This window comes from Streptomyces sp. NPDC091280 (genome assembly GCF_044768565.1).
Classification (GTDB): domain Bacteria; phylum Actinomycetota; class Actinomycetes; order Streptomycetales; family Streptomycetaceae; genus Streptomyces.
Map to the genome: position 1 here is coordinate 413,194 of NZ_JBIVUZ010000007.1, position 17,488 is coordinate 430,681.

General features: G+C 72.3%; 16 protein-coding genes. 8 read left to right on the forward strand and 8 right to left on the reverse strand.

Annotation, left to right across the window (positions count from 1 at the left end; all coding sequences use genetic code 11):
* Positions 1-70 precede the first annotated feature (70 nt).
* Positions 71-1,342: an alpha-L-fucosidase gene (locus ACIQPR_RS23015; RefSeq protein ID WP_403651187.1), complete on the forward strand. Its 1,272-nt coding sequence runs from the start codon at positions 71-73 to the stop codon at positions 1,340-1,342.
* Positions 1,343-1,419: 77 nt separating this feature from the next.
* Here the strand turns inward: ACIQPR_RS23015 and ACIQPR_RS23020 are convergent, their stop codons facing one another.
* A complete protein-coding gene (locus ACIQPR_RS23020) occupies positions 1,420-2,223 on the reverse strand; it encodes a helix-turn-helix domain-containing protein (protein ID WP_403651189.1) in 804 nt (267 codons plus the stop codon).
* 156 nt (positions 2,224-2,379) lie between these two features.
* Between ACIQPR_RS23020 and ACIQPR_RS23025 the strand changes: the two genes are divergently transcribed.
* From ACIQPR_RS23025 to tgmB, 3 genes are all read left to right on the forward strand, one after another.
* Positions 2,380-2,676 (forward strand): YkvA family protein, encoded by a 297-nt coding sequence (locus ACIQPR_RS23025; RefSeq protein WP_019070093.1) that lies wholly within the window; start codon positions 2,380-2,382, stop codon positions 2,674-2,676.
* A 164-nt stretch (positions 2,677-2,840) separates the two neighbouring features.
* Entirely contained in the window at positions 2,841-3,032 is a 192-nt protein-coding gene (tgmA, locus tag ACIQPR_RS23030; RefSeq protein WP_019070092.1) for a putative ATP-grasp-modified RiPP, read from the forward strand.
* 16 nt (positions 3,033-3,048) lie between these two features.
* Complete coding sequence (gene tgmB, locus ACIQPR_RS23035) at positions 3,049-4,035, forward strand: ATP-grasp ribosomal peptide maturase (RefSeq protein ID WP_403651191.1); 987 nt, start codon at positions 3,049-3,051, stop codon at positions 4,033-4,035.
* 65 nt (positions 4,036-4,100) lie between these two features.
* Here the strand turns inward: tgmB and ACIQPR_RS23040 are convergent, their stop codons facing one another.
* Positions 4,101-5,246 carry a serine hydrolase domain-containing protein gene (locus tag ACIQPR_RS23040; RefSeq protein ID WP_403651193.1) on the reverse strand — a complete coding sequence of 382 codons (1,146 nt, stop codon included), beginning with the start codon at positions 5,244-5,246 and terminating at the stop codon, positions 4,101-4,103.
* A 198-nt stretch (positions 5,247-5,444) separates the two neighbouring features.
* Here ACIQPR_RS23040 and ACIQPR_RS23045 point away from each other — a divergent pair, with 198 nt between their 5' ends.
* Positions 5,445-7,481, forward strand: a complete 2,037-nt coding sequence (locus ACIQPR_RS23045; protein ID WP_403651195.1) for a SpoIIE family protein phosphatase — start codon at positions 5,445-5,447, stop codon at positions 7,479-7,481.
* A 4-nt stretch (positions 7,482-7,485) separates the two neighbouring features.
* Here ACIQPR_RS23045 and ACIQPR_RS23050 read toward each other — a convergent pair whose 3' ends face one another.
* Positions 7,486-7,953 (reverse strand): hypothetical protein, encoded by a 468-nt coding sequence (locus ACIQPR_RS23050; protein WP_403651197.1) that lies wholly within the window; start codon positions 7,951-7,953, stop codon positions 7,486-7,488.
* A gap of 145 nt (positions 7,954-8,098) precedes the next feature.
* Here ACIQPR_RS23050 and ACIQPR_RS23055 point away from each other — a divergent pair, with 145 nt between their 5' ends.
* A complete protein-coding gene (locus tag ACIQPR_RS23055; RefSeq protein WP_403651199.1) occupies positions 8,099-9,067 on the forward strand; it encodes a GlxA family transcriptional regulator in 969 nt (322 codons plus the stop codon).
* Between the two features lie 182 nt (positions 9,068-9,249).
* Here the strand turns inward: ACIQPR_RS23055 and ACIQPR_RS23060 are convergent, their stop codons facing one another.
* From ACIQPR_RS23060 to ACIQPR_RS23070, 3 genes are all read right to left on the reverse strand, one after another.
* Positions 9,250-9,480 carry a DUF5133 domain-containing protein gene (locus tag ACIQPR_RS23060; RefSeq protein ID WP_403651201.1) on the reverse strand — a complete coding sequence of 77 codons (231 nt, stop codon included), beginning with the start codon at positions 9,478-9,480 and terminating at the stop codon, positions 9,250-9,252.
* A gap of 74 nt (positions 9,481-9,554) precedes the next feature.
* Positions 9,555-11,327 carry an ABC transporter ATP-binding protein gene (locus ACIQPR_RS23065; RefSeq protein ID WP_403651203.1) on the reverse strand — a complete coding sequence of 591 codons (1,773 nt, stop codon included), beginning with the start codon at positions 11,325-11,327 and terminating at the stop codon, positions 9,555-9,557.
* A gap of 90 nt (positions 11,328-11,417) precedes the next feature.
* Positions 11,418-12,275, reverse strand: coding sequence for an aldo/keto reductase (locus tag ACIQPR_RS23070; protein WP_403651205.1), 858 nt, complete (start codon positions 12,273-12,275; stop codon positions 11,418-11,420).
* A 303-nt stretch (positions 12,276-12,578) separates the two neighbouring features.
* Here ACIQPR_RS23070 and ACIQPR_RS23075 point away from each other — a divergent pair, with 303 nt between their 5' ends.
* Together ACIQPR_RS23075 and ACIQPR_RS23080 are read left to right on the forward strand one after the other, a co-directional pair.
* Positions 12,579-13,457: a Gfo/Idh/MocA family protein gene (locus tag ACIQPR_RS23075; RefSeq protein WP_403651207.1), complete on the forward strand. Its 879-nt coding sequence runs from the start codon at positions 12,579-12,581 to the stop codon at positions 13,455-13,457.
* Positions 13,458-13,536: 79 nt separating this feature from the next.
* Positions 13,537-14,640: a PP2C family protein-serine/threonine phosphatase gene (locus tag ACIQPR_RS23080; RefSeq protein ID WP_403651209.1), complete on the forward strand. Its 1,104-nt coding sequence runs from the start codon at positions 13,537-13,539 to the stop codon at positions 14,638-14,640.
* A gap of 49 nt (positions 14,641-14,689) precedes the next feature.
* Here the strand turns inward: ACIQPR_RS23080 and ACIQPR_RS23085 are convergent, their stop codons facing one another.
* Positions 14,690-16,936, reverse strand: coding sequence for an MMPL family transporter (locus tag ACIQPR_RS23085; protein WP_403651211.1), 2,247 nt, complete (start codon positions 16,934-16,936; stop codon positions 14,690-14,692).
* Between the two features lie 94 nt (positions 16,937-17,030).
* The gene (locus tag ACIQPR_RS23090; protein ID WP_403651213.1) at positions 17,031-17,471 is read right to left on the reverse strand and encodes an Lrp/AsnC family transcriptional regulator; all 441 of its coding nucleotides are present in this window, start codon (positions 17,469-17,471) and stop codon (positions 17,031-17,033) included.
* Positions 17,472-17,488 lie beyond the last annotated feature (17 nt).

The window sequence follows — 17,488 nt, forward strand, 5'->3', positions numbered from 1 at the left end:
GGGTGAGAATGGACCACCAGTGGTGATCACCGCCCACGCGCCGAGGCGTCCCGCGGCCTAGCTTGGCGGTATGCCGATGCAACCCTGGTTCCGCGATGCCAAGTTGGGCATCTTCGTCCACTACGGGATCTACGCCGTCGACGGTGTGCCGGAGTCCTGGTCGTTCTACACGGGCGAGGTCCCGCACGACCGATACATGCGCCAGCTGGCGGGCTTCACCGCCGCGCGCTACGAACCGCGCGACTGGGCACGGTTGTTCGCGCGAGCCGGAGCCCGGTACGCGGTCCTCACCGCACGGCACCACGACGGGGTGGCCCTGTGGGACTCGGCCCACGGCGACCTGAACGTGGTCAACCGCACCCCGGCCGGCCGCGATCTGCTCGGCCCCTACGCCGACGCGCTGCGGGAGGAGGGCCTCAAGGTCGGGCTCTACTACTCCCACTCCGACTGGAACCACCCCGACTACGCCAGTACGACGCACCCGCGACCGCCGGACGAGGAACTGCGCGCCAACCCCTACGCCTCCGCCCGGCCCGGCGAGGAGGACCCGGCCGCCTGGGCACGCTACCTCGCCTACCGCGACGGCCAGGTCGGCGAGCTGGTGTCCCGCTACCGGCCCGACCTGCTGTGGTTCGACGGCGAGTGGGAGCGCGCCGAAGAGCAGTGGGGCATGGGGAAGTTGGCGGAGCTGATCCTCGCCGGGAACCCCGACATCGTCCTGAACGCCCGCATGCTGAGCCACGGCGACTACGCGACGCCCGAACAGGGGGTTCCGCTGCAAGCCCCGGACGGGCCCTGGGAGTTGTGCCTCACGGTCAACGACTCATGGGGTTTCCAGCACGCCGACGAGCACCACAAGTCGGTGCGGCAGCTGGTGCGTTACTTCACGGAGACCATCGGGATGGGCGGCAACCTGCTCCTCGACGTGGGCCCGATGGAGGACGGGACGATCCCGCCCGCGCAGGCGGAGCGCCTCGAAGGTCTCGGCGTGTGGATCGCCCGGCACTCCGAGTCGGTCTACGGCACGACGGCCGGTCTGCCCGCCGGACACCACTACGGACCGAGCACCCTGTCCGCCGACCGCCGCACCCTCTACCTCGTGTGCTTCGACCCGCCGCGCGAGTCGGTCTCGGTCCGCGGCCTGCGGACACCCGTCAAGCGCGTCACGGTGCTCGGCACGGGCACCGAACTCGGCCACGACGTGATCGGCGGCCTCGGCGAGGTCCCGGGCGTGACGTGGATCGACGCCCCGGGCGCCACCGACGTGGACGAGCGGGCGACGGTGCTGGCGGTGGAGCTGGACGGCGAGCTGGAGCTGTACCGGGGGGCGGGTCGGGACTGACCGCACGGCACCCGCACATGGCCGCGCGGCGCCGGGCCGGGGCGCGCGGCACCGGCCCGCACCACGGTGGACCGCGTTCACCCACCGCCGCCGCGCACCGCCCGCGGCGAGGCGCCCAGTTCGCGTCGGCACGCCTTGTTGAAGGCCTGGAGGTCGCCGATGCCGACGGCCGCCGCGATAGCCGGAACGGACAGGGTGGACTCGCGGAGCAGGTGCCGTGCGCGTTCCAGGCGGCGGTGCCTGATGTAGGCGACGACCGTGGTGCCGAGTTCCGCGCGGAACACGCGGGTGAGGTGGTTGTGCGAGACGCCGGCCGCGCGGGCCACCTCGGGCACCGTCAACGGCGTCGCCAGGTGCGATTCGACGTACGCGACGGCGAGGGCCAGCGCGGGGTGGGGGCCGGGTGCGTCGCCGGCGGCCGGGGTCGCGAGGTCGGCCACACGCCACAGCACGGTCCACAACTCGGCCGCCGCGCGGGCGGAGTTGCGCGGCGCCGCCGCGACGGCCCGCAGCATCAGGTCGGTGAGCACGGGGGTCTGCGTACCGGCGTCCTGCATGACCGGAACGGTCAACCGCTCACCGGCGGAGGGGAGTTCCAGGTGGGCGAAGAGATGCTCGGAGCGCCCCCGGTAGTGGAAGCGCACCAGCGCGCCCGGCGGCACCAGGCTCACATGGCCCGGCCGAATCGCGTGCGGCACCCCGTCGACGGTCAACTCCGCCTCGTACCGGTAGAGATGGAGCTGCCAGAGGTCGGGCAGCCGGAACACGTCACGCGGGCTCACCGTGCCGTGCACACCGACGCCGAGGCTCGCGACGCGCGGCGGGGCGTCGAGAGCGATCCGTACATGGGTTCCCGGTCCCGCCCCGGCGGTCGCGCTCATGGTGAAAACGTACCAGCGCCCGACCGGGCGGACTCGACTGTCAAGACCGTTCCGGGCGTTCGGGTGTGATGTTCCCCTCGTCGGCAATACCGGAGCCCGAACAGGGCATCCGGATAGGGGCACATGTCGTGCGGCCGGACCGGAAAAGGGGAGCCCGTGGATTCGACCACAACCGTGATCGTCGTCGCCGTGGTGCTCGCGGTGGCGCTGCTCGCCGTGGCCGTCGGAGTGCTCGTACGGCTCGTCCGGATGCGCCGCGGACTGCGGCGCGCAGGGCTTCCGACCGGCCCCAAATGGGTTTTCTGGGGTGCCGTCCTCTACTTCGTGCTGCCGACCGACCTGATGCCCGATCCCGTGTACCTGGACGACATCGCCGTCCTCCTCCTGGCCCTGCGCTCGATGCGCAAGTCCCTCGGGGAGCAGGAGGAGGGGCGGCCGGGAGACCTCGGCTGAACCCGGCGCGCGCCTTACCTTTCTTACTTTGACTACGCAGAGTAAGGAAACCATTCACTCGTTCGATTCGTATAAGTCTCTGGAAGCAGACGGAAGTCAGCGGGCCAAGCGACCTCGCGGGGTGGCCACCGCTTGCACGAGGCAGTACCGACGAGGGAGAGACGATGCAACCGTTCGCGCTCAACTACGCTCGCCCGGCAGCACAGTTGGAGCTCACCACTCCGTACAGCTACGACTCCGGACTGCAGTTGAACGTGCTCGCCGACGGACGGGTCGCCGCCCATGATCTCGCTCTGCTGAGAGAACTGGGGACCACGACGTCCACCGCGGGATCGAAGACTCACTTCGACGACTGAACACGGAACGACGAAAATGACCGTGTTGGTCCTTACCTGCGAAGAGGACGTCACCGCGGACCTGGTGATGGTGCATCTGCACGCGGCCGGTGTCCCCGTGGTCCGCATCGATCCCGCCGACCTCACCGGCGGGGTCGCGCTCTCCGGCGAGTACGTCCACGGAGCCTTCCGCGGCCATCTCGCGGCCGGCGGACGGCTGGTGAGCGTGAGCGGACTGCGTTCCATCTGGGTGCGCAGACCCGGCACCCCGGCGACCCGCGCACCGCAGCCCTCCGCGTGGCTCACCGAGGAAGCCTCCCAGGCGCTGTACGGCATGCTGCGCGGCTCCGGCGCGCGCTGGATGAACCACCCCGACGCGGCCCGCCGCGCCCGGCACAAGCCCTGGCAGCTGCGGCTGGCCCAGCGCAGCGGACTGCCGGTGCCCGCCACCCTGATCACCACGTTCCCGCAGGCCGCCCGCGAGTTCTCGCGCCGCTTCCCGGACCTGGTGGTCAAACCGGTCTCCGGCGCCCACCCGCAGGATCCGCCCCGCGCGGTGCCGACCAGCCGGGTCGCGCCGGACACCGATTTCGCGGCCGTGGCCTTCGGGCCCACCCTGCTCCAGCGGCGGGTCGCCAAGCGCGCCGACATCCGGCTCACCGCGGTGGGCAACCGGATGCTGGCCGCCCGCACGGCCACCGCCCCGGACGCCGACCCGGCCGAGGTCGACGTCCGCTTCGCCACCCCCGCGCAGCCCTGGCACCCCACCGAGGTCCCCGCGCGTATCGCCGAGGCCGTGCGGACGTATCTGCGCGAGGCCGAACTCGCCTACGGCGCTTTCGACTTCGCCGAGGACGCCGACGGGACCTGGTGGTTCCTCGAATGCAACCAGTCGGGCCAGTTCGGCTTCGTGGAGGCGGACACCGGCCAGCCGATCGCCCGCACCATCGCGGAGTGGCTGGCCCTGCCCGCCGCCCCGGAGCGGGAGGGGCTCGTCAACGGGGCGGACAGTACGGCCGGTTGAGCAGTAACGGTTCGCCTGAGGCGGGCGCGGCGCACCTCCCGGGTCAGGAGCGGCGCCACGAGGCGCTATGACCCGTATGTCCCGAGCAGGGCGCACACGGCGTCCTCCTCGACCGCGCGCACCTGGCGCAGCAGAGCGGCGTTCCCCGTCTCGTTCACCTGAGTTGTCAATGAGAAAGTGAGCGCCCGCCGGCCGTCCGGGGTCGCCGCCATCAACTGTGTGTAACCAAGGGTGTTGCCGGTATGTCCCAGTACGACCCCGCAGCGGGTCTCGTAGCGGAAGAGGGCCAGCCCGGCGCTGTTGCGGCCGGGTCCGGCCGGTTCGGAGGCGCCGGGGATCCAGTGCCGCTGCTCCCGCACCGCCGCCGGTGAGGTGAGCGCTCCGGCCGCGTAGCCGCCGATGAACGTGGCCAGGTCGCGGGGTGAGGAGGTGATGCCGCCGGACGCCCACACGCCCGACATGCCGATCGTCTCGCTGACGTCCTCGGGGCCCGACGCTCCGCCGACCGCGTAGCCGCGCATGTACGGCTCCGGCATCCGGTACCCCTGCGGCAGGCTCGTGTCGCGCAGGCCCAGCGGCCGGTACACGTCGTGGCGCAGCAGGTCCTCGTAGCGCGCGCCGGTCGCGGCCTCCGCCATCAGCGCGACGGCGATGTTGTCGGAGTTGGAGTACTGGTACGTCGAGCCGGGCGGGAACCGCAGCGGTTCGCCCGCCACGAAGTCGAGCAGGCGCCGCGAGTCGAAGTGGTGGTGCGGGTCGGCCTGGATGATGCTGCGGAACTTCGGGCTCTGGCTGAAGTCCGGGAGCCCGCTGGTGTGCTGGAGCAGCTGCCGCAGGGTCACCGACCCCCAGGCGGCGGGCAGTCGGGGCAGCCGCCGGCGGATCGTGTCGTCGAGGGAGAGCCGGTGCTGTCGTACGAGGCTCAGGGCCACCGCCCCGCTGAACGCCTTGCTGGTGCTCGCGGTGCGGGTGTGGTCGGCCGGTTCGAGCGGGCGGCCGGTGGCGAGGTCGGCGGTGCCCGCGCGCAGGACGCGCTGCCGGTCGCCGTCGCGCAGCACGACGATCACGCCGGGCGGGCCGTCCGGGGCGGCGACCAGCGCGTCGAGGCCGCGCTGCAAGGAGTGGTCGTCGGCCGCGGCGGGCGACGCGGGCACGAGGCCGCCGACACAGCCGGCGACCAGGAGGGAGACGAGACGGAGCGGCAGGGGCATCGGGTGTCCTGGGGCAGTGGGGGCAGGGCACGACCAGAATCCGGGGGCCCGTCGGCGTCCGCACGGGTACGTGCTCCATCCGGCCCCGTGCGGTCCCCCTGCTCACGGTGTTGCCGGGTGCGCCGGGCTGTGCCGTAATCGGATGACCCGCGGTTCGGATCCTGACGGTGCCGTGCCCCGTCGGAAGGAGCGGCCGGGATGGACGCTTACGGTGCCGGGGACGGTGTCAGCACCGCCTCGGGAGGGCTGCTGGACCTGTTGCGGGTCGCGGCCGTGGTGCTGGACGCCGGCGGGTACATCGCCCTGTGGAGTCCGGAGGCGGAGCAGCTGCTCGGCTACTCCCCCGAGGAGGCGCTGACGCAGCGCGCCGACCTGCTGCTGGTGTCGCCCGACGACCGGGCCCGGGCGCGCGAGCTGTTCGCCCAGGTGGGCTCCGGTGCCCGTTGGGCGGGGGTCTTCCCGCTGCTGCACCGGGACGGCACGGAGCGGCCCGTGGAGTTCCGTACCATGCGGCTGCGCGACAGCCACGGCCACGCGCATCTGCTGGGTCTCGCGGCGGATGCCACGACGGTACGGGGCGTGGAACGGGACCTGGCGCTGTCCCACAGTTTGGTGCGGCAGACACCGGTGGGCATCGCGGTCTTCGACACCGATCTGCGGTGGGTCACGGTCAACCCGGCGCTGGAGCGCATGAACGGCGTCCCGGCGTCGGACGTCGTCGGGCGCCGGGTCGGCGAGGTGCTGCCGGACCTGGACGTGGCGGCCATCGAGTCGCGGATGCGGCATGTGCTGATCACCGGCAAGCCGCTGCTCGACCAGCAGACCGTGGGCCGTACCGCGGCCGATGTCGTGGATCGGGCGTACTCGGAGTCGTACCACCGCATCGAGGACGCCCAGGGGCGGGTGCTCGGTCTCGCGATGGCCGTCCTGGACGTCAGCGAGCGGGAGCAGGCGGCGGCCGAGGTCGCGCAGGCGCGCCAGCACCTGTCCGTGGTGGCGGAGGCCGGGGTGCGGATCGGGACGACGCTGGACCTCCAGCAGACCGCGCGGGAGCTGGCCGACGTGGCGGTGCCGCAGGTGGCCGACCTGGCGGCCGTCGACGTACTGGAGTCGGTCGTGGCGCACGGCGGGATCACTCCGGTGACCGGGGACGCGCAGGTCGAGTTCCGGGCGCTGGCCGTCGCCGCCGGATACCTCACCGACGCGATCCACGCGGCGGACCCGGTCGGCGAACTGGCCACCTACGGCCCGCACCGCGTCATCACCCAGTGCGTGCGCGAGGCCGGTCCCGTCCTGCTGGCGCGGGTGGATCCGCCGATGATGCGGCGCATCGCCAGGGACGCGCGCGCCGCCCAGACGCTGCGCGCGGCGGGCGTCCACTCCTACCTCGCGGTCCCGCTGATCGCCCGCGGCGAGGTGCTCGGCACGCTGAGCCTCTACCGCACCGTCAACGAGCGGCCCTTCGACGAACAGGACCGCGTCCTCGCCTCGGAACTCGCCGCGCGCGCCGCCATCTGCATCGACAACGCCCGTCTCTACGGCCGTGAGCGCACCACCGCGCTGACCCTGCAACGCAGCCTGCTGCCGCCGGCCCCGGCCCGGCAGGAGGGGCTCGACATCGCCGCCCGCTATCTGCCGGCCCTGAGCGAGGTCGGGGGCGACTGGTACGACGTGCTGCCGCTGGGGCCGGGGCGGACCGGGCTCGTGGTGGGGGACGTGATGGGGAAGGGGGTCCAAGCCGCCGCCATCATGGGGCAGTTGAGCACCGCGACCCGCGCGCTGGCCCGACTCGACCTGCCGCCCGCCGAGTTGCTGCACCACCTCGACGATCTCACCGGCTCCCTGGACACGATGGCGACCTGCGCGTACGGCGTGGTCGACCTCGGCCGGGGCACCTGCGCCCTGTCCAGCGCGGGCCATCTGCCGCCGGTCCTGATCCGCCCGGACGGCGGCGCGGAACTCCTCGACATCCCCGGCGGAGTACCGCTCGGTGTCGGCGGGGTGGACTTCGGGACCGCCGAAGTGCCCTTCACCACGGGCGCGTTGCTCGCCCTGTACTCCGACGGGCTGGTGGAGAACCGGGGCGAGTCGATCGACGTGGGGCTGCGCACGCTGACGCGGCTGCTCCAGAGTTCCCGGCGCCCGCTGGAGCAGACGAGCGACATGCTGCTGGGCGCGCTGCGCCCGGAGCCGGACGACGACGTGGCACTCCTGCTGGTCCGCGCCACGGGCTGACCGGTCAGGCGCCGGTGGTCGAGCCGGGGCGGACGATCATGAGGACGGTGACGGTGGCCCACAGCAGGTTGAAGATGCCGGTGAACATGGCCAGACGCACGGTCGCGGCCCGCTCCACGGACCTGCCCGCGCCGAGTTCCTCCAGGAGTTCGTCCTGTCGCGGCAGCACGAAGGCGATCAGGAGACCGGCGGCCACGGCGGTGAGGGTGATGGAGGCGATGAGCCAGCCGCTGCCCAGGACGCCCATCGCGGCGGCGGTGGCGAAGCCGAAGAGGGGCACGGCGAGGCCGACCGCGCCGTAGAGGCGGCAGATGCGGTGCAGGAGTCGTACGGTCGTCACCCCCGCGTCGGGACCGTCGCCGCCGGTGAGGGCGCGGCGGGCCGCCGGCGGGAACATGCTGGCGGCCACGGTCACGGGGCCGACCGCGACGATGGCGGCCAGCACGTGCAGAGTGAGAAGGATCTTGGTCACCGGCCCAGGCTAGGGATGTCCCGGCGGCCTTCGACAGAGGCTGGATCGACAGCTTCCGACGGATTCCCGCCAGCCGCTGTGATCAGGCCCTGGGGACCGAAACCTGCGTCACCGCGCTGGCGGGAATCTGTCTATCGTGATGTTCATGCACTCCGTCGCGATCCTCGTCCTCGATCATGTGGTGCCGTTCGACATGGCGACCCCCATGGAGGTGTTCGGCCGCACCCGGCTGCCCGACGGCCGTCGCGCGTACCGCGTCCGGGTGTGCGGCGAGACGCCGGAGGTGCGGACGGACGGGCTCGCGCTGCGGGTCGAGCACGGGCTGGAGGCGCTGGCGGACGCCGACACCGTCGTCGTGCCCGGCTGCTCGGAGCGGGCCGGGCCGCCCTCCGCGCGGGTGCTGGCGGCGCTGCGGGAGGCGGCAGCGGCGGGCACCCGCATCGTGTCGATCTGCGCGGGTGCCTTCGTGCTCGCCGAGGCCGGGCTGCTGGACGGACTGCGCGCCACCACCCACTGGATCGCGGCCGACCTGCTGGCCCGCTCGTACCCGCTGGTCGAGGTGGAACCGGACGTGCTGTACGTCGACAACGGACAGATCCTCACCTCGGCCGGGGCCGCCGCCGGGCTCGATCTGTGTCTGCACCTCGTCCGCCGGGACTTCGGCTCGGCCGTCGCCGCCGACGCGGCCCGCCTCTCGGTCATGCCGCTCGAACGCGAGGGCGGGCAGGCCCAGTTCATCGTGCACTCGCACCCACCCGTCCCGCAGGGCTCGACCCTGGAACCGCTCCTCCGGTGGATCGAGGACAACCTCTCCCACGAAGTCACCCTGGGCGCGCTGGCGGCGCGATCAGGCATGAGCGAGCGGACGTTCAGCCGCCGCTTCCGCGAACAGACGGGCAGCACACCGCTCCAGTGGCTGCTGCGCGCCCGGGTCCGGCGCGCCCAGTACCTGCTGGAGAACAGCGACCATCCGATCGAACGGGTCGCCCAGCAGGCCGGGTTCGGCTCCCCCACCGCGTTCCGCGAACGCTTCCGCAAGGTGGTCGGCACCAGCCCGCAGGCGTACCGCTCGGCGTTCCACGGCAGGGCGGCACGCGAAGGGGCGCTGTCCTGAGGGGGCTAGGTCGTGTCCGCGAAGTCCCGTCGTCCGCCCGGAGGGCGGGCCTCGCGGCGTCCGGTGCGTGCGATCGCTGCGCCGCCCGGAAGCCCTCGTACTGGACGTACTTGGGCTTTCGGGCGGTGCGGCGAGCGTGCGTGCCGGGCGTCGCGAGGCAGGCGGGACTTCGCGGACACGACCTAAGCGAGGGCGCGGTCGGCGGCGGTCGTGTCGCGGGCCGCCGCCAGCAGGGCGTCGGCCTTGGCGATGGCCGCCCGGATGTCGGTGGTGGCCGTCATCACGCACAGGGTGTAGCTGACGTCGTTCAACTCGGCCGCCGTCTGCGGGCGTTGCCGCTCCGCGTGGGCGATGCGGAGCACCGCGTACCGGGTGAGCAGTTTCCTGACGGCCTTCGGGTCCGGCACGAGCACGGAGCGCCCCTCTCTCGTTGTGCGCTCCGGGTACCCGGCCGACACCGGATCACTCACCCGGCCACGAGATCAGCTCAGGCGACCTGCCCGCTGTGCAGCGCCGTGTACGCCCCGCCCCGGCGCAGGAGTTCGTCGTGCGTGCCGACTTCGAGGATCTCCCCGTCGCCCATGACCACGATCCGGTCGGCGCCCCGGACGGTGGACAGCCGGTGCGCCACGACGAAGGTCGTACGGCCGTGCAGCAGCCGCGCGAGGGCCTGTTGGACGAGTGCCTCCGAGCGGGTGTCGAGGGCCGAGGTCGCCTCGTCCAGCACGAGCACCTTCGGGTCGCGGATCAACGCCCGCGCGATGGCGAGCCGTTGGCGCTGGCCACCGGACAGCCGGGCCCCGCGCTCACCCACCAGGGTTTCCAGTCCCTGGGGCAACTTGTCCACGAACTCAAGGGCGTTGGCGTCCCGCAGCGCCGCGCGCACCGACTCCTCGTCGGCGTCGTCCATGCCGTAGGCGACGTTGTCGCGGATCGTGCCGTCGAAGAGGATCGACTCCTGGGGGACGACCGAGACGAAGCGGCGGTAGGTGCGCAGGTCGAGGGTGTTCATGTCGGTGCCGTCGAGCAGGATGCGGCCGGTCGTGGGGCGGATGAAGCCGATGACGAGGTTGAGGACGGTGGACTTGCCCGCACCGGACGCGCCGACCAGGGCGATGGTCTCGCCGGGTGCGACGGTGAGGGTGAAGTCGTGCACGGCGGGCCGGAGTTGGTCGCCGTCGTAGGCGTGGCCGACGCTCTGGAAGGTGACCGCTCCGCGCACCGCGGTGACCTCCGTCCGGCCCTCGTTGTCCTCCAGCTCCGGTGCCTGGAGCACCTCGCCGACCGAACGGACCGATTCCAGGCCCTTGGTGATGACGGGGGCCAGGCCCGTGAGGGTGGTGGTGGAGTTGGTGAGGGTGGTCAGGAAGGCGCTGAGCATGACGACGTCACCGGCGGTGACGCCCCAGACGCCGTAGTACGACACCAGGGCCGCGCCGGCCAGGACCAGGACGCCGACCACGTTGAGGACGACCCAGGCCAGCGAGCCGAAGCGGCCGTTGAGGAGGTCGAGGCGGTTTCCTGAGGTGAGCAGGCGCCGCAGGGTGCCGTCCATGCGGCGCAGCGCCTTGCCCTCCAGGCCGTGGGCGCGGGTGACCGGGATGAGGCGGGTCATCTCCGTGACGCGCGAGGACAGGGTCTCGACCTCGTGACGGAAGTGCTCGTTGTGGGTGCGGAGGCGGGCCCGCAGCCGGGACACCAGGAGCGCGGCGACCGGCACGACGATCACGAAGACGGGCACGAACTCCGGGGTGCGGAAGGCGATGATGACCAGGCCGCCGGTGAGCACGGTGATCGCGCCGAGCCCGGTCTCGGCGGTCTGCTGGACCATCTGCTCGACGGTCTCCACGTCCCGTACGACCTTGGCCTGGAGCACTCCGGCGCTGACCCGCGAGTGGTAGCCGATGGAGAGCTGCTGCATCCGGGTGCACAGGGCCGAGCGCAGATCGGTGCCCATGCGGCGGACGCTGCCGTAGAGGAGGCGGACGTAGAGGACGTGCAGCGGGTAGTTGATCAGCAGGATGAACAGGATGACGCCGGTGCTGATCCAGAGTCTGCTGACCGGCTGGTGCTGGACGACCGTGTCGATGATGGAGGCGGTGATCAGCGGGAGCAGCCAGATCGGGCTGTGCTTGACCGTGAACACGACGACGGCCACGGACAGTCGGCGGCGGTCGGCGCGGAACAGGTAGGCGAGTGTGCGGATCGGGTGTTCGTCGCGGTAGCGGTGGTCGAGCGGTTTCTCGGTGAAGGACGCCATGGACGGTGATGCTCCCCCTGCGACCGGCCGGCGGACAAGCGCTTTCTGAGCGTCTTGCCCGCCTGCCCGTGCCTCTCGTGCCGGGTCTTCTCAGACGGCGTCCAGTTCCGCGAACTCGGCGGCGGACAGGACCAGTTCGGGCGCGGCGGCCGAGTCGCGGATCGTCTCGGGGCGGCTGGCGCCCGGGATCGGGACGACGACCGGGGACTTGGCGAGCATCCAGGCCAGGCACACCCGCTGCGGGCTGACGCCGTGCCGCTCGGCGACGCGGGCGAACGGCGCGTAGGCGGAGCCGAGTTCACCGGCGCGGGCGATACCGCCGAGCGGGCTCCAGGGCAGGAACGCGATGCCGAGTTCGTCGCACAGCTTCAGCTCCGGTTCGCTGGAGCGGAAGGCCGGGGAGAACTGGTTCTGCACCGAGACCAGCCGTCCGCCGAGGATGTCGTCGGCGAGCCGGATCTGCTCCGGGTTCGCGTTCGAGATCCCGGCCAGCCGGATCTTGCCCGCGTCGAGCAGGTCCCGGATCGCGCCGACGGAGTCCGCGTAGGGGACCCTCGGGTCGGGGCGGTGGAACTGGTAGAGCCCGATGGCCTCCACGCCGAGCCGGCGCAGGGACGCCTCGCAGGCCTCCTTGAGGTGCTCGGGGCTGCCGTCGAGGGTCCAACTGCCGTCCCCGGGGCGCAGATGGCCGCCCTTGGTGGCGACCAGGACGTCGGCCCCGCGGTCGTGGGTGGCGAGGGCCTTGGCGATCAGGGTCTCGTTGTGTCCGACCTCGTCGGCGTGCAGGTGGTAGGCGTCCGCGGTGTCGATCAGCGTCACGCCCGCGTCCAGGGCGGCGTGGACGGTGGCGAGGGAGCGGGCCTCGTCCGGGCGTCCCTCGATCGACATGGGCATACCGCCCAGGCCGATCGCTCCGACCTCGACGTCACCGATACGGCGGGTGTCCATTGCTCGTGCTCCTCTTCCGGTCGTCCGGCCGTCACACAGAACCGTGCCGTCCCGCACCGCCCGGCGACCGGTCGGGCCGCGGCGGAACAGGACGCACCCTCCAGCCTCTCCGGCCCGGGTCCGCAGGTCCAATAGAAGAAATCGAACGCATCCAGCAGCGGAACTGCTCAATCGGTGCGTCGCGGGAAGGGCTTGCGCGCCTGCCCGGTTCGTGTGGCACGCTCACCGGCGACCGGCCGGTCGCACCGACTCCGGCCGCCACCAGGTCCGCTCGTCGGACCCGACCCGTGGAGAGGCAGCGCCATGCGCATCGGACTGCTCGGCACCGGCCCTTGGGCACAGCTGGCCCACGCCCCCGCCCTCGCCGGGCACGCGGAATGGGAGTTCGCGGGCGTGTGGGGCCGCCGCCCCGATGCCGCCAAGGAACTGGCGGACCAGTACGGCGTACCGGCCTACGACGACGCCGACGCCCTCATCGCGGACGTGGACGCCGTCGCCGTGGCCCTTCCGCCGTCCGTGCAGGCCGAGTTGGCGGTGCGGGCCGCGCGGGCGGGCCGTCACCTGCTGCTGGACAAGCCGCTCGCGCCGACCGTGGAGCAGGGGCGGGCGGTGGTCGACGCGGTGCGGGAGGCCGGGGTCGCGTCGGTCGTGTTCTTCACCTCCCGCTTCCAGCCGGAGACGGAGGCGTGGATCGCCGAACAGGCCGCCGCCGGGGGCTGGTTCACCGCGCGGGCCGAGTGGCTGGGCTCGGTGTTCACCAGCGACAGTCCGTTCGCCGCCTCGCCCTGGCGGCAGGAGAAGGGCGCGCTGTGGGACGTAGGCCCGCACGCGCTGTCGGTGCTGCTGCCGGTGCTCGGTGACGTCCGCACGGTGGCGGCGGCCGTGCGCGGTCCCGGGGACACGGCCGTCCTGGTCCTCGACCACACGGACGGTGCGACGAGCACCCTCACGCTGAGCCTCACCGCACCGCCCGAGGCGGCGGGCGTCGCCGTCGAACTCCGGGGCGCGACCGGCGTGAGCGGCCTTCCGGACAGCTCCGGCGACGCGGTGTCCGCCCTGGTCCGGGCCGCCGACGCGCTGGGCGAGGCCGTCCGCACGGGCCGGCCGCACCCGTGCGACGCGGCGTTCGGACAGCGGGTCACGGAGATCCTGGCGCGGGCCGAGGAGATGGTCGGCGGCTGACCACCCGCGTTCACGCCCTTCCGGGGGCCGGTCGGGCGCTCGGCGTGCGGGCCGGGTCCGGTCGTAGGAGCGTGGTGGTGTGGGAAAGGTGCGTGTGCCGGTGTCGCGCCGGAACCGGGAGCCGGCCCGGCGGGGGTGGCTGCGGGGCGCGCCCGCGCCGCTGTGGGTGCGGGCGCTGCCGAGCGTGCTGGTGGCGGGGGTCGGGGTGGCGACGCTGGTCAGCCCCGGCCCGCTGGACATCGGCTTCGTGCTGGGCGCCATTCCACCGCTGGCCGGGCTGTCGTACGGCCCCCTGGCGACCGTCCTGTTCGGCGTGCTGAGCGTGGCCCTGCTGACCGTTCCGGCCTTCCAGCTCAACGATCCGGGCAACACGGACGTGCTGACGATCTGCTTCGTCGCGATGCTGAGCGTGTTCATCTCCTTCGTACGCAGCCGTCGCGACGCCCAGCTCGATCTGGAGCGCACGGTCGCCGAGGCCGCGCAGCGGGCCGTGGTGCCGCCGCTGCCGGAGCGGGTGGGGCGGGTGCGGTGCGCGGGGCTGTACCGGGCGGCGCAGCGCGGGACGCTGGTCGGGGGTGACTTCTTCGACGTGCGGGACGGGCCGTTCGGGGTGCGGGCGGTGATGGGCGATGTGCAGGGGCACGGGCTGTCGGCCGTGGCGACGGTGGCCTCGCTGCTGGGGGCGTTCCGCGAGGCGGTCCTCGACCGGCCGGAGCTGGAGTCGGTGGCGGCGCGGCTCGACCGCAGGCTGGTGGTGGACTCCGCGCGGTCGCCGCACGCGGAGCTGTTCGCCACGGCCGTGCTGCTGGAGTTCTCGGCGGACGCGCGGGCGGTGCGGATCGTGGCGTGCGGGCATCCGGCTCCGGTGCTGCTGCGCGCGGGGCGGGTCACCGAGATCGACATCGTGCCGTGGACCCCGCTCGGTCTCGGTCTGGCCGACTCGGGGCCGCTCGGCGCGGTCACCGTGCCGCTGCTGCCCGGGGACCGGCTGTTCCTGGCGTCCGACGGGGTGTGGGAGGCACGGGACACCTCCGGCGCCTTCTACCCGTTCACCGGGCGGCTGGCCGCGCTCGCCGACTCGGACCCGGCCGACCTGGCCGAGCGGGTGTGGGCCGATGTGCTGAGCCACTCGGAGGAGATCCGGGACGACGTCACCATGCTCGTCCTGACGCCCGGCGAGTGACCCTCGGGCCTCAGGCTCGCAGCCCCTCGGGCCTCGGCCGCTCAGCCCCTCAGGCCCCCTCGTGCTCCCCCTCCGCGTCGATGTGCGGCAGGATCCGGTCCAGGAAGCGCGGTGTCCACCACGCGTGCCGGCCCAGCAGCGTCATCACGGCGGGCACCATGAGCAGCCGTACGACCGTGGCGTCGATGAGCACGCTCACCGCCAGGCCGAGTCCGAGCATCTTGACCACGATGTTGTCGCTGAGGACGAAGGCCGCGAAGACGCTCACCATGATCAGCGCGGCGCAGGTGATGACCCGCGCGGTGATCTCCAGGGCGTGGGCGACGGAGGCCTCGGCGTCTCCGGTGCGCAGCCAGGCCTCGTGGACGCGGGAGAGCAGGAAGATCTCGTAGTCCATGCTCAGGCCGAAGATGATCGCGAACATCATCATCGGGACGTAGCTCTCGATGGGGACCTTGCCGGAGACGCCCAGCGCGGGGCCTCCCCAGCCCCACTGGAAGACGGCGACGACGACACCGTAGGAGGCCGCGATCGAGAGGACGTTGAGGACGGCGGCCTTCAGGGCGACGAGGAGGCCGCGGAAGACGGCCAGGATGATCAGGAAGGCCAGCGCGACGACCACGCCGATGATCAGGGGCAGCCGGCTCGACACGATGTCCCGGAAGTCGACCTGTGCGGCCGTCGTGCCGGTGACGTACCCCTTCGCGGAGGTGCCGTGGACGGCGTCCGGGAGGGTGTCGTGGACGAGCCGGTTGGTGAGGTCGGTGGTGGTGGCGCTCTGCGGGGACTGCTGGGAGTAGACGGTGCCGACCAGGACGTCGCCGTCCTTGGTGGCCGTCAGGGAGGTGACCTTGGCCGCGCCCTGCACGCCGTCGAGGGTCTTCTGCGCCTGGGTGGCGAGGTCCTGGCGCTGGGCGGAGGGGACGGACGTCTGGTCGATGACGACGGTGAGCGGGCCGTTGGAGCCGGGCCCGAAGGCGTCGGTCATCAGGTCGTAGGCGCGCCGGTCGGTGAACGAGGTGGGGTCGGCGCCGTCGCCGATGTGGCCGAGCTGGATCGAGAAGACCGGGATGGCGAGGACGACCACGGTCGCGATGCCCGCCGCGAGGAAGGTCCACGGCCGGTGTTCCACGCGTTGCGCGTAGCGGTGCCAGGTGCCGGTGGGCTCGCTGCCCGGTTCGGCGTCGGTCTCGGCGACCGGGCGACGCACCCGGTAGCGGTCGATGCGGCTGCCGATGAGCCCGAGCAGGGCGGGCACGAGGGTGAGCGCGCCGATCACCGCGGAGACGACCGTCACGGCCGCCGCGAGCCCGAGTTTGCCGATGAAGGGCACGCCGGACACGAACAGTCCGGCGAGCGCGATGATCACCGTGCAGCCGGAGACGAGGACGGCCCGGCCGCTGGTGGCGGTGGCCTGTCCGGCGGCGCGCACGGGGTCGCCGCCGTTCATGAGGTTCTGCCGGTGCCGGGTGATCAGGAACAGGGCGTAGTCGATGCCGACCCCGATGCCGATCATGGTCGCGAGGGTCGGTGACACCGTCGCGAAGGTGAACGCCGCCGCCAGCAGTCCGAGGCAGGCGAGCCCGCCGATCACGCTGATCAGCGCGGTCACCAGGGGCATCGCGGCGGCGATCACGCTGCCGAAGCCGATCAGCAGGACGACGATCGCCACGGCGAACCCGATGAGTTCGCTGATCTTGTCGTCGGCTGCGGGCCGGGCGAGTTCGCCGAGCGGTCCGCCGTACTCGACCTGGGCGCCGGCGGCGCGCAGCGGCTGGACGGAGGTGTCGACGCCGTGGAGGTAGCCGTCACCGAGAGTGGACGGCTGGACGTCGAAGCGGATGGTGATGTACCCGGTCTTGGCGTCGGAGGACAGCGGGCCGACGTTGGGGCCGGAGGACGCCGGTGCCTGTGTGCCGGGCTGCGGCAGCGGGTTCTGCACCGACAGGACGTGCGGGAGCTTCTGGAGGTCGCCGACCGTCTCGGACATCTGGGAACTCAGCGAGGTGAGCTGTTTGTCCTTGTCGTGCAGGACGATCTGGCTGCTGTAGCCGCCGGCCGCCGGGTCGTGGTCCTTCAGGACCTGGAGACCGTGCTGGGACTGTACGCCGGACAGCGAGAAGTCGTCCGAATAGTCGCCCCCGAAGGACCTGTTGAGGACCTGGAGCGCGGCCAGCGCGACGAGCCAGGCCACGATCACGATCACGAAGTGCCGCGCGCACCACTCCCCCAGCCGCCGCAGCACCCCCTTGGCTGCGGCTCCGCTGCCCCCTGCACTGGAATCCGTGGGCGTCATGACCTCGGCCTTTTCCGCCAGGGGACATTTCGGACATCCCCATTAGACGCCCGCGGGAACGCTCCGGCATCTCGGGCCCGCGTTCAGTCGGCGCTCACCCCACGTCCCACAGGAACCGGTGGGTGTGGATGCCGAAGTACGGGAACGACCGGACGCTCGCGACCCCCTCGATCGGCCGCACCACGTCGTTCACGAAGTCCAGCAGGTCGCGCGGCCCCGGGGCGACCACCTCCGCGAACAGGTCGAAGCCCCCGGAGGTGAGCACGGAGTACACCACCTCGTCGCGCAGGGCGAGTTGGTCGGCGACCGCGCGCGGGTCGCCGTCCGTCTCGATGCCGAGCATGGCCATGGCCTGCCCGCCCATGGCCATCGGGTCGGTCACCCCGACGACCTGAACCGCCTTGGAGTCCAGGAGGCGTTGGAGCCGCTGCCGGGCGGCCGACGCGGACAGGCCGACCCTCGGTCCGAGATCGGCGTAGGCGATACGTCCGTCGGTCTGGAGCTCGCGCAGGATGGCCCGGTCGATGTCGTCCACGTGCTTGTTCTCCAACT

Coding starts and splice junctions, on each gene's coding strand:
- ACIQPR_RS23055 (WP_403651199.1), top strand. CDS start 8,099: ATGCACTCCGTCGCGATCCTCGTCCTCGATCATGTGGTGCCGTTCGAC.
- ACIQPR_RS23045 (WP_403651195.1), top strand. CDS start 5,445: ATGGACGCTTACGGTGCCGGGGACGGTGTCAGCACCGCCTCGGGAGGG.
- ACIQPR_RS23085 (WP_403651211.1), bottom strand. CDS start 16,936: ATGACGCCCACGGATTCCAGTGCAGGGGGCAGCGGAGCCGCAGCCAAG.
- tgmA (WP_019070092.1), top strand. CDS start 2,841: ATGCAACCGTTCGCGCTCAACTACGCTCGCCCGGCAGCACAGTTGGAG.
- tgmB (WP_403651191.1), top strand. CDS start 3,049: ATGACCGTGTTGGTCCTTACCTGCGAAGAGGACGTCACCGCGGACCTG.
- ACIQPR_RS23040 (WP_403651193.1), bottom strand. CDS start 5,246: ATGCCCCTGCCGCTCCGTCTCGTCTCCCTCCTGGTCGCCGGCTGTGTC.
- ACIQPR_RS23065 (WP_403651203.1), bottom strand. CDS start 11,327: ATGGCGTCCTTCACCGAGAAACCGCTCGACCACCGCTACCGCGACGAA.
- ACIQPR_RS23020 (WP_403651189.1), bottom strand. CDS start 2,223: ATGAGCGCGACCGCCGGGGCGGGACCGGGAACCCATGTACGGATCGCT.
- ACIQPR_RS23015 (WP_403651187.1), top strand. CDS start 71: ATGCCGATGCAACCCTGGTTCCGCGATGCCAAGTTGGGCATCTTCGTC.
- ACIQPR_RS23075 (WP_403651207.1), top strand. CDS start 12,579: ATGCGCATCGGACTGCTCGGCACCGGCCCTTGGGCACAGCTGGCCCAC.
- ACIQPR_RS23070 (WP_403651205.1), bottom strand. CDS start 12,275: ATGGACACCCGCCGTATCGGTGACGTCGAGGTCGGAGCGATCGGCCTG.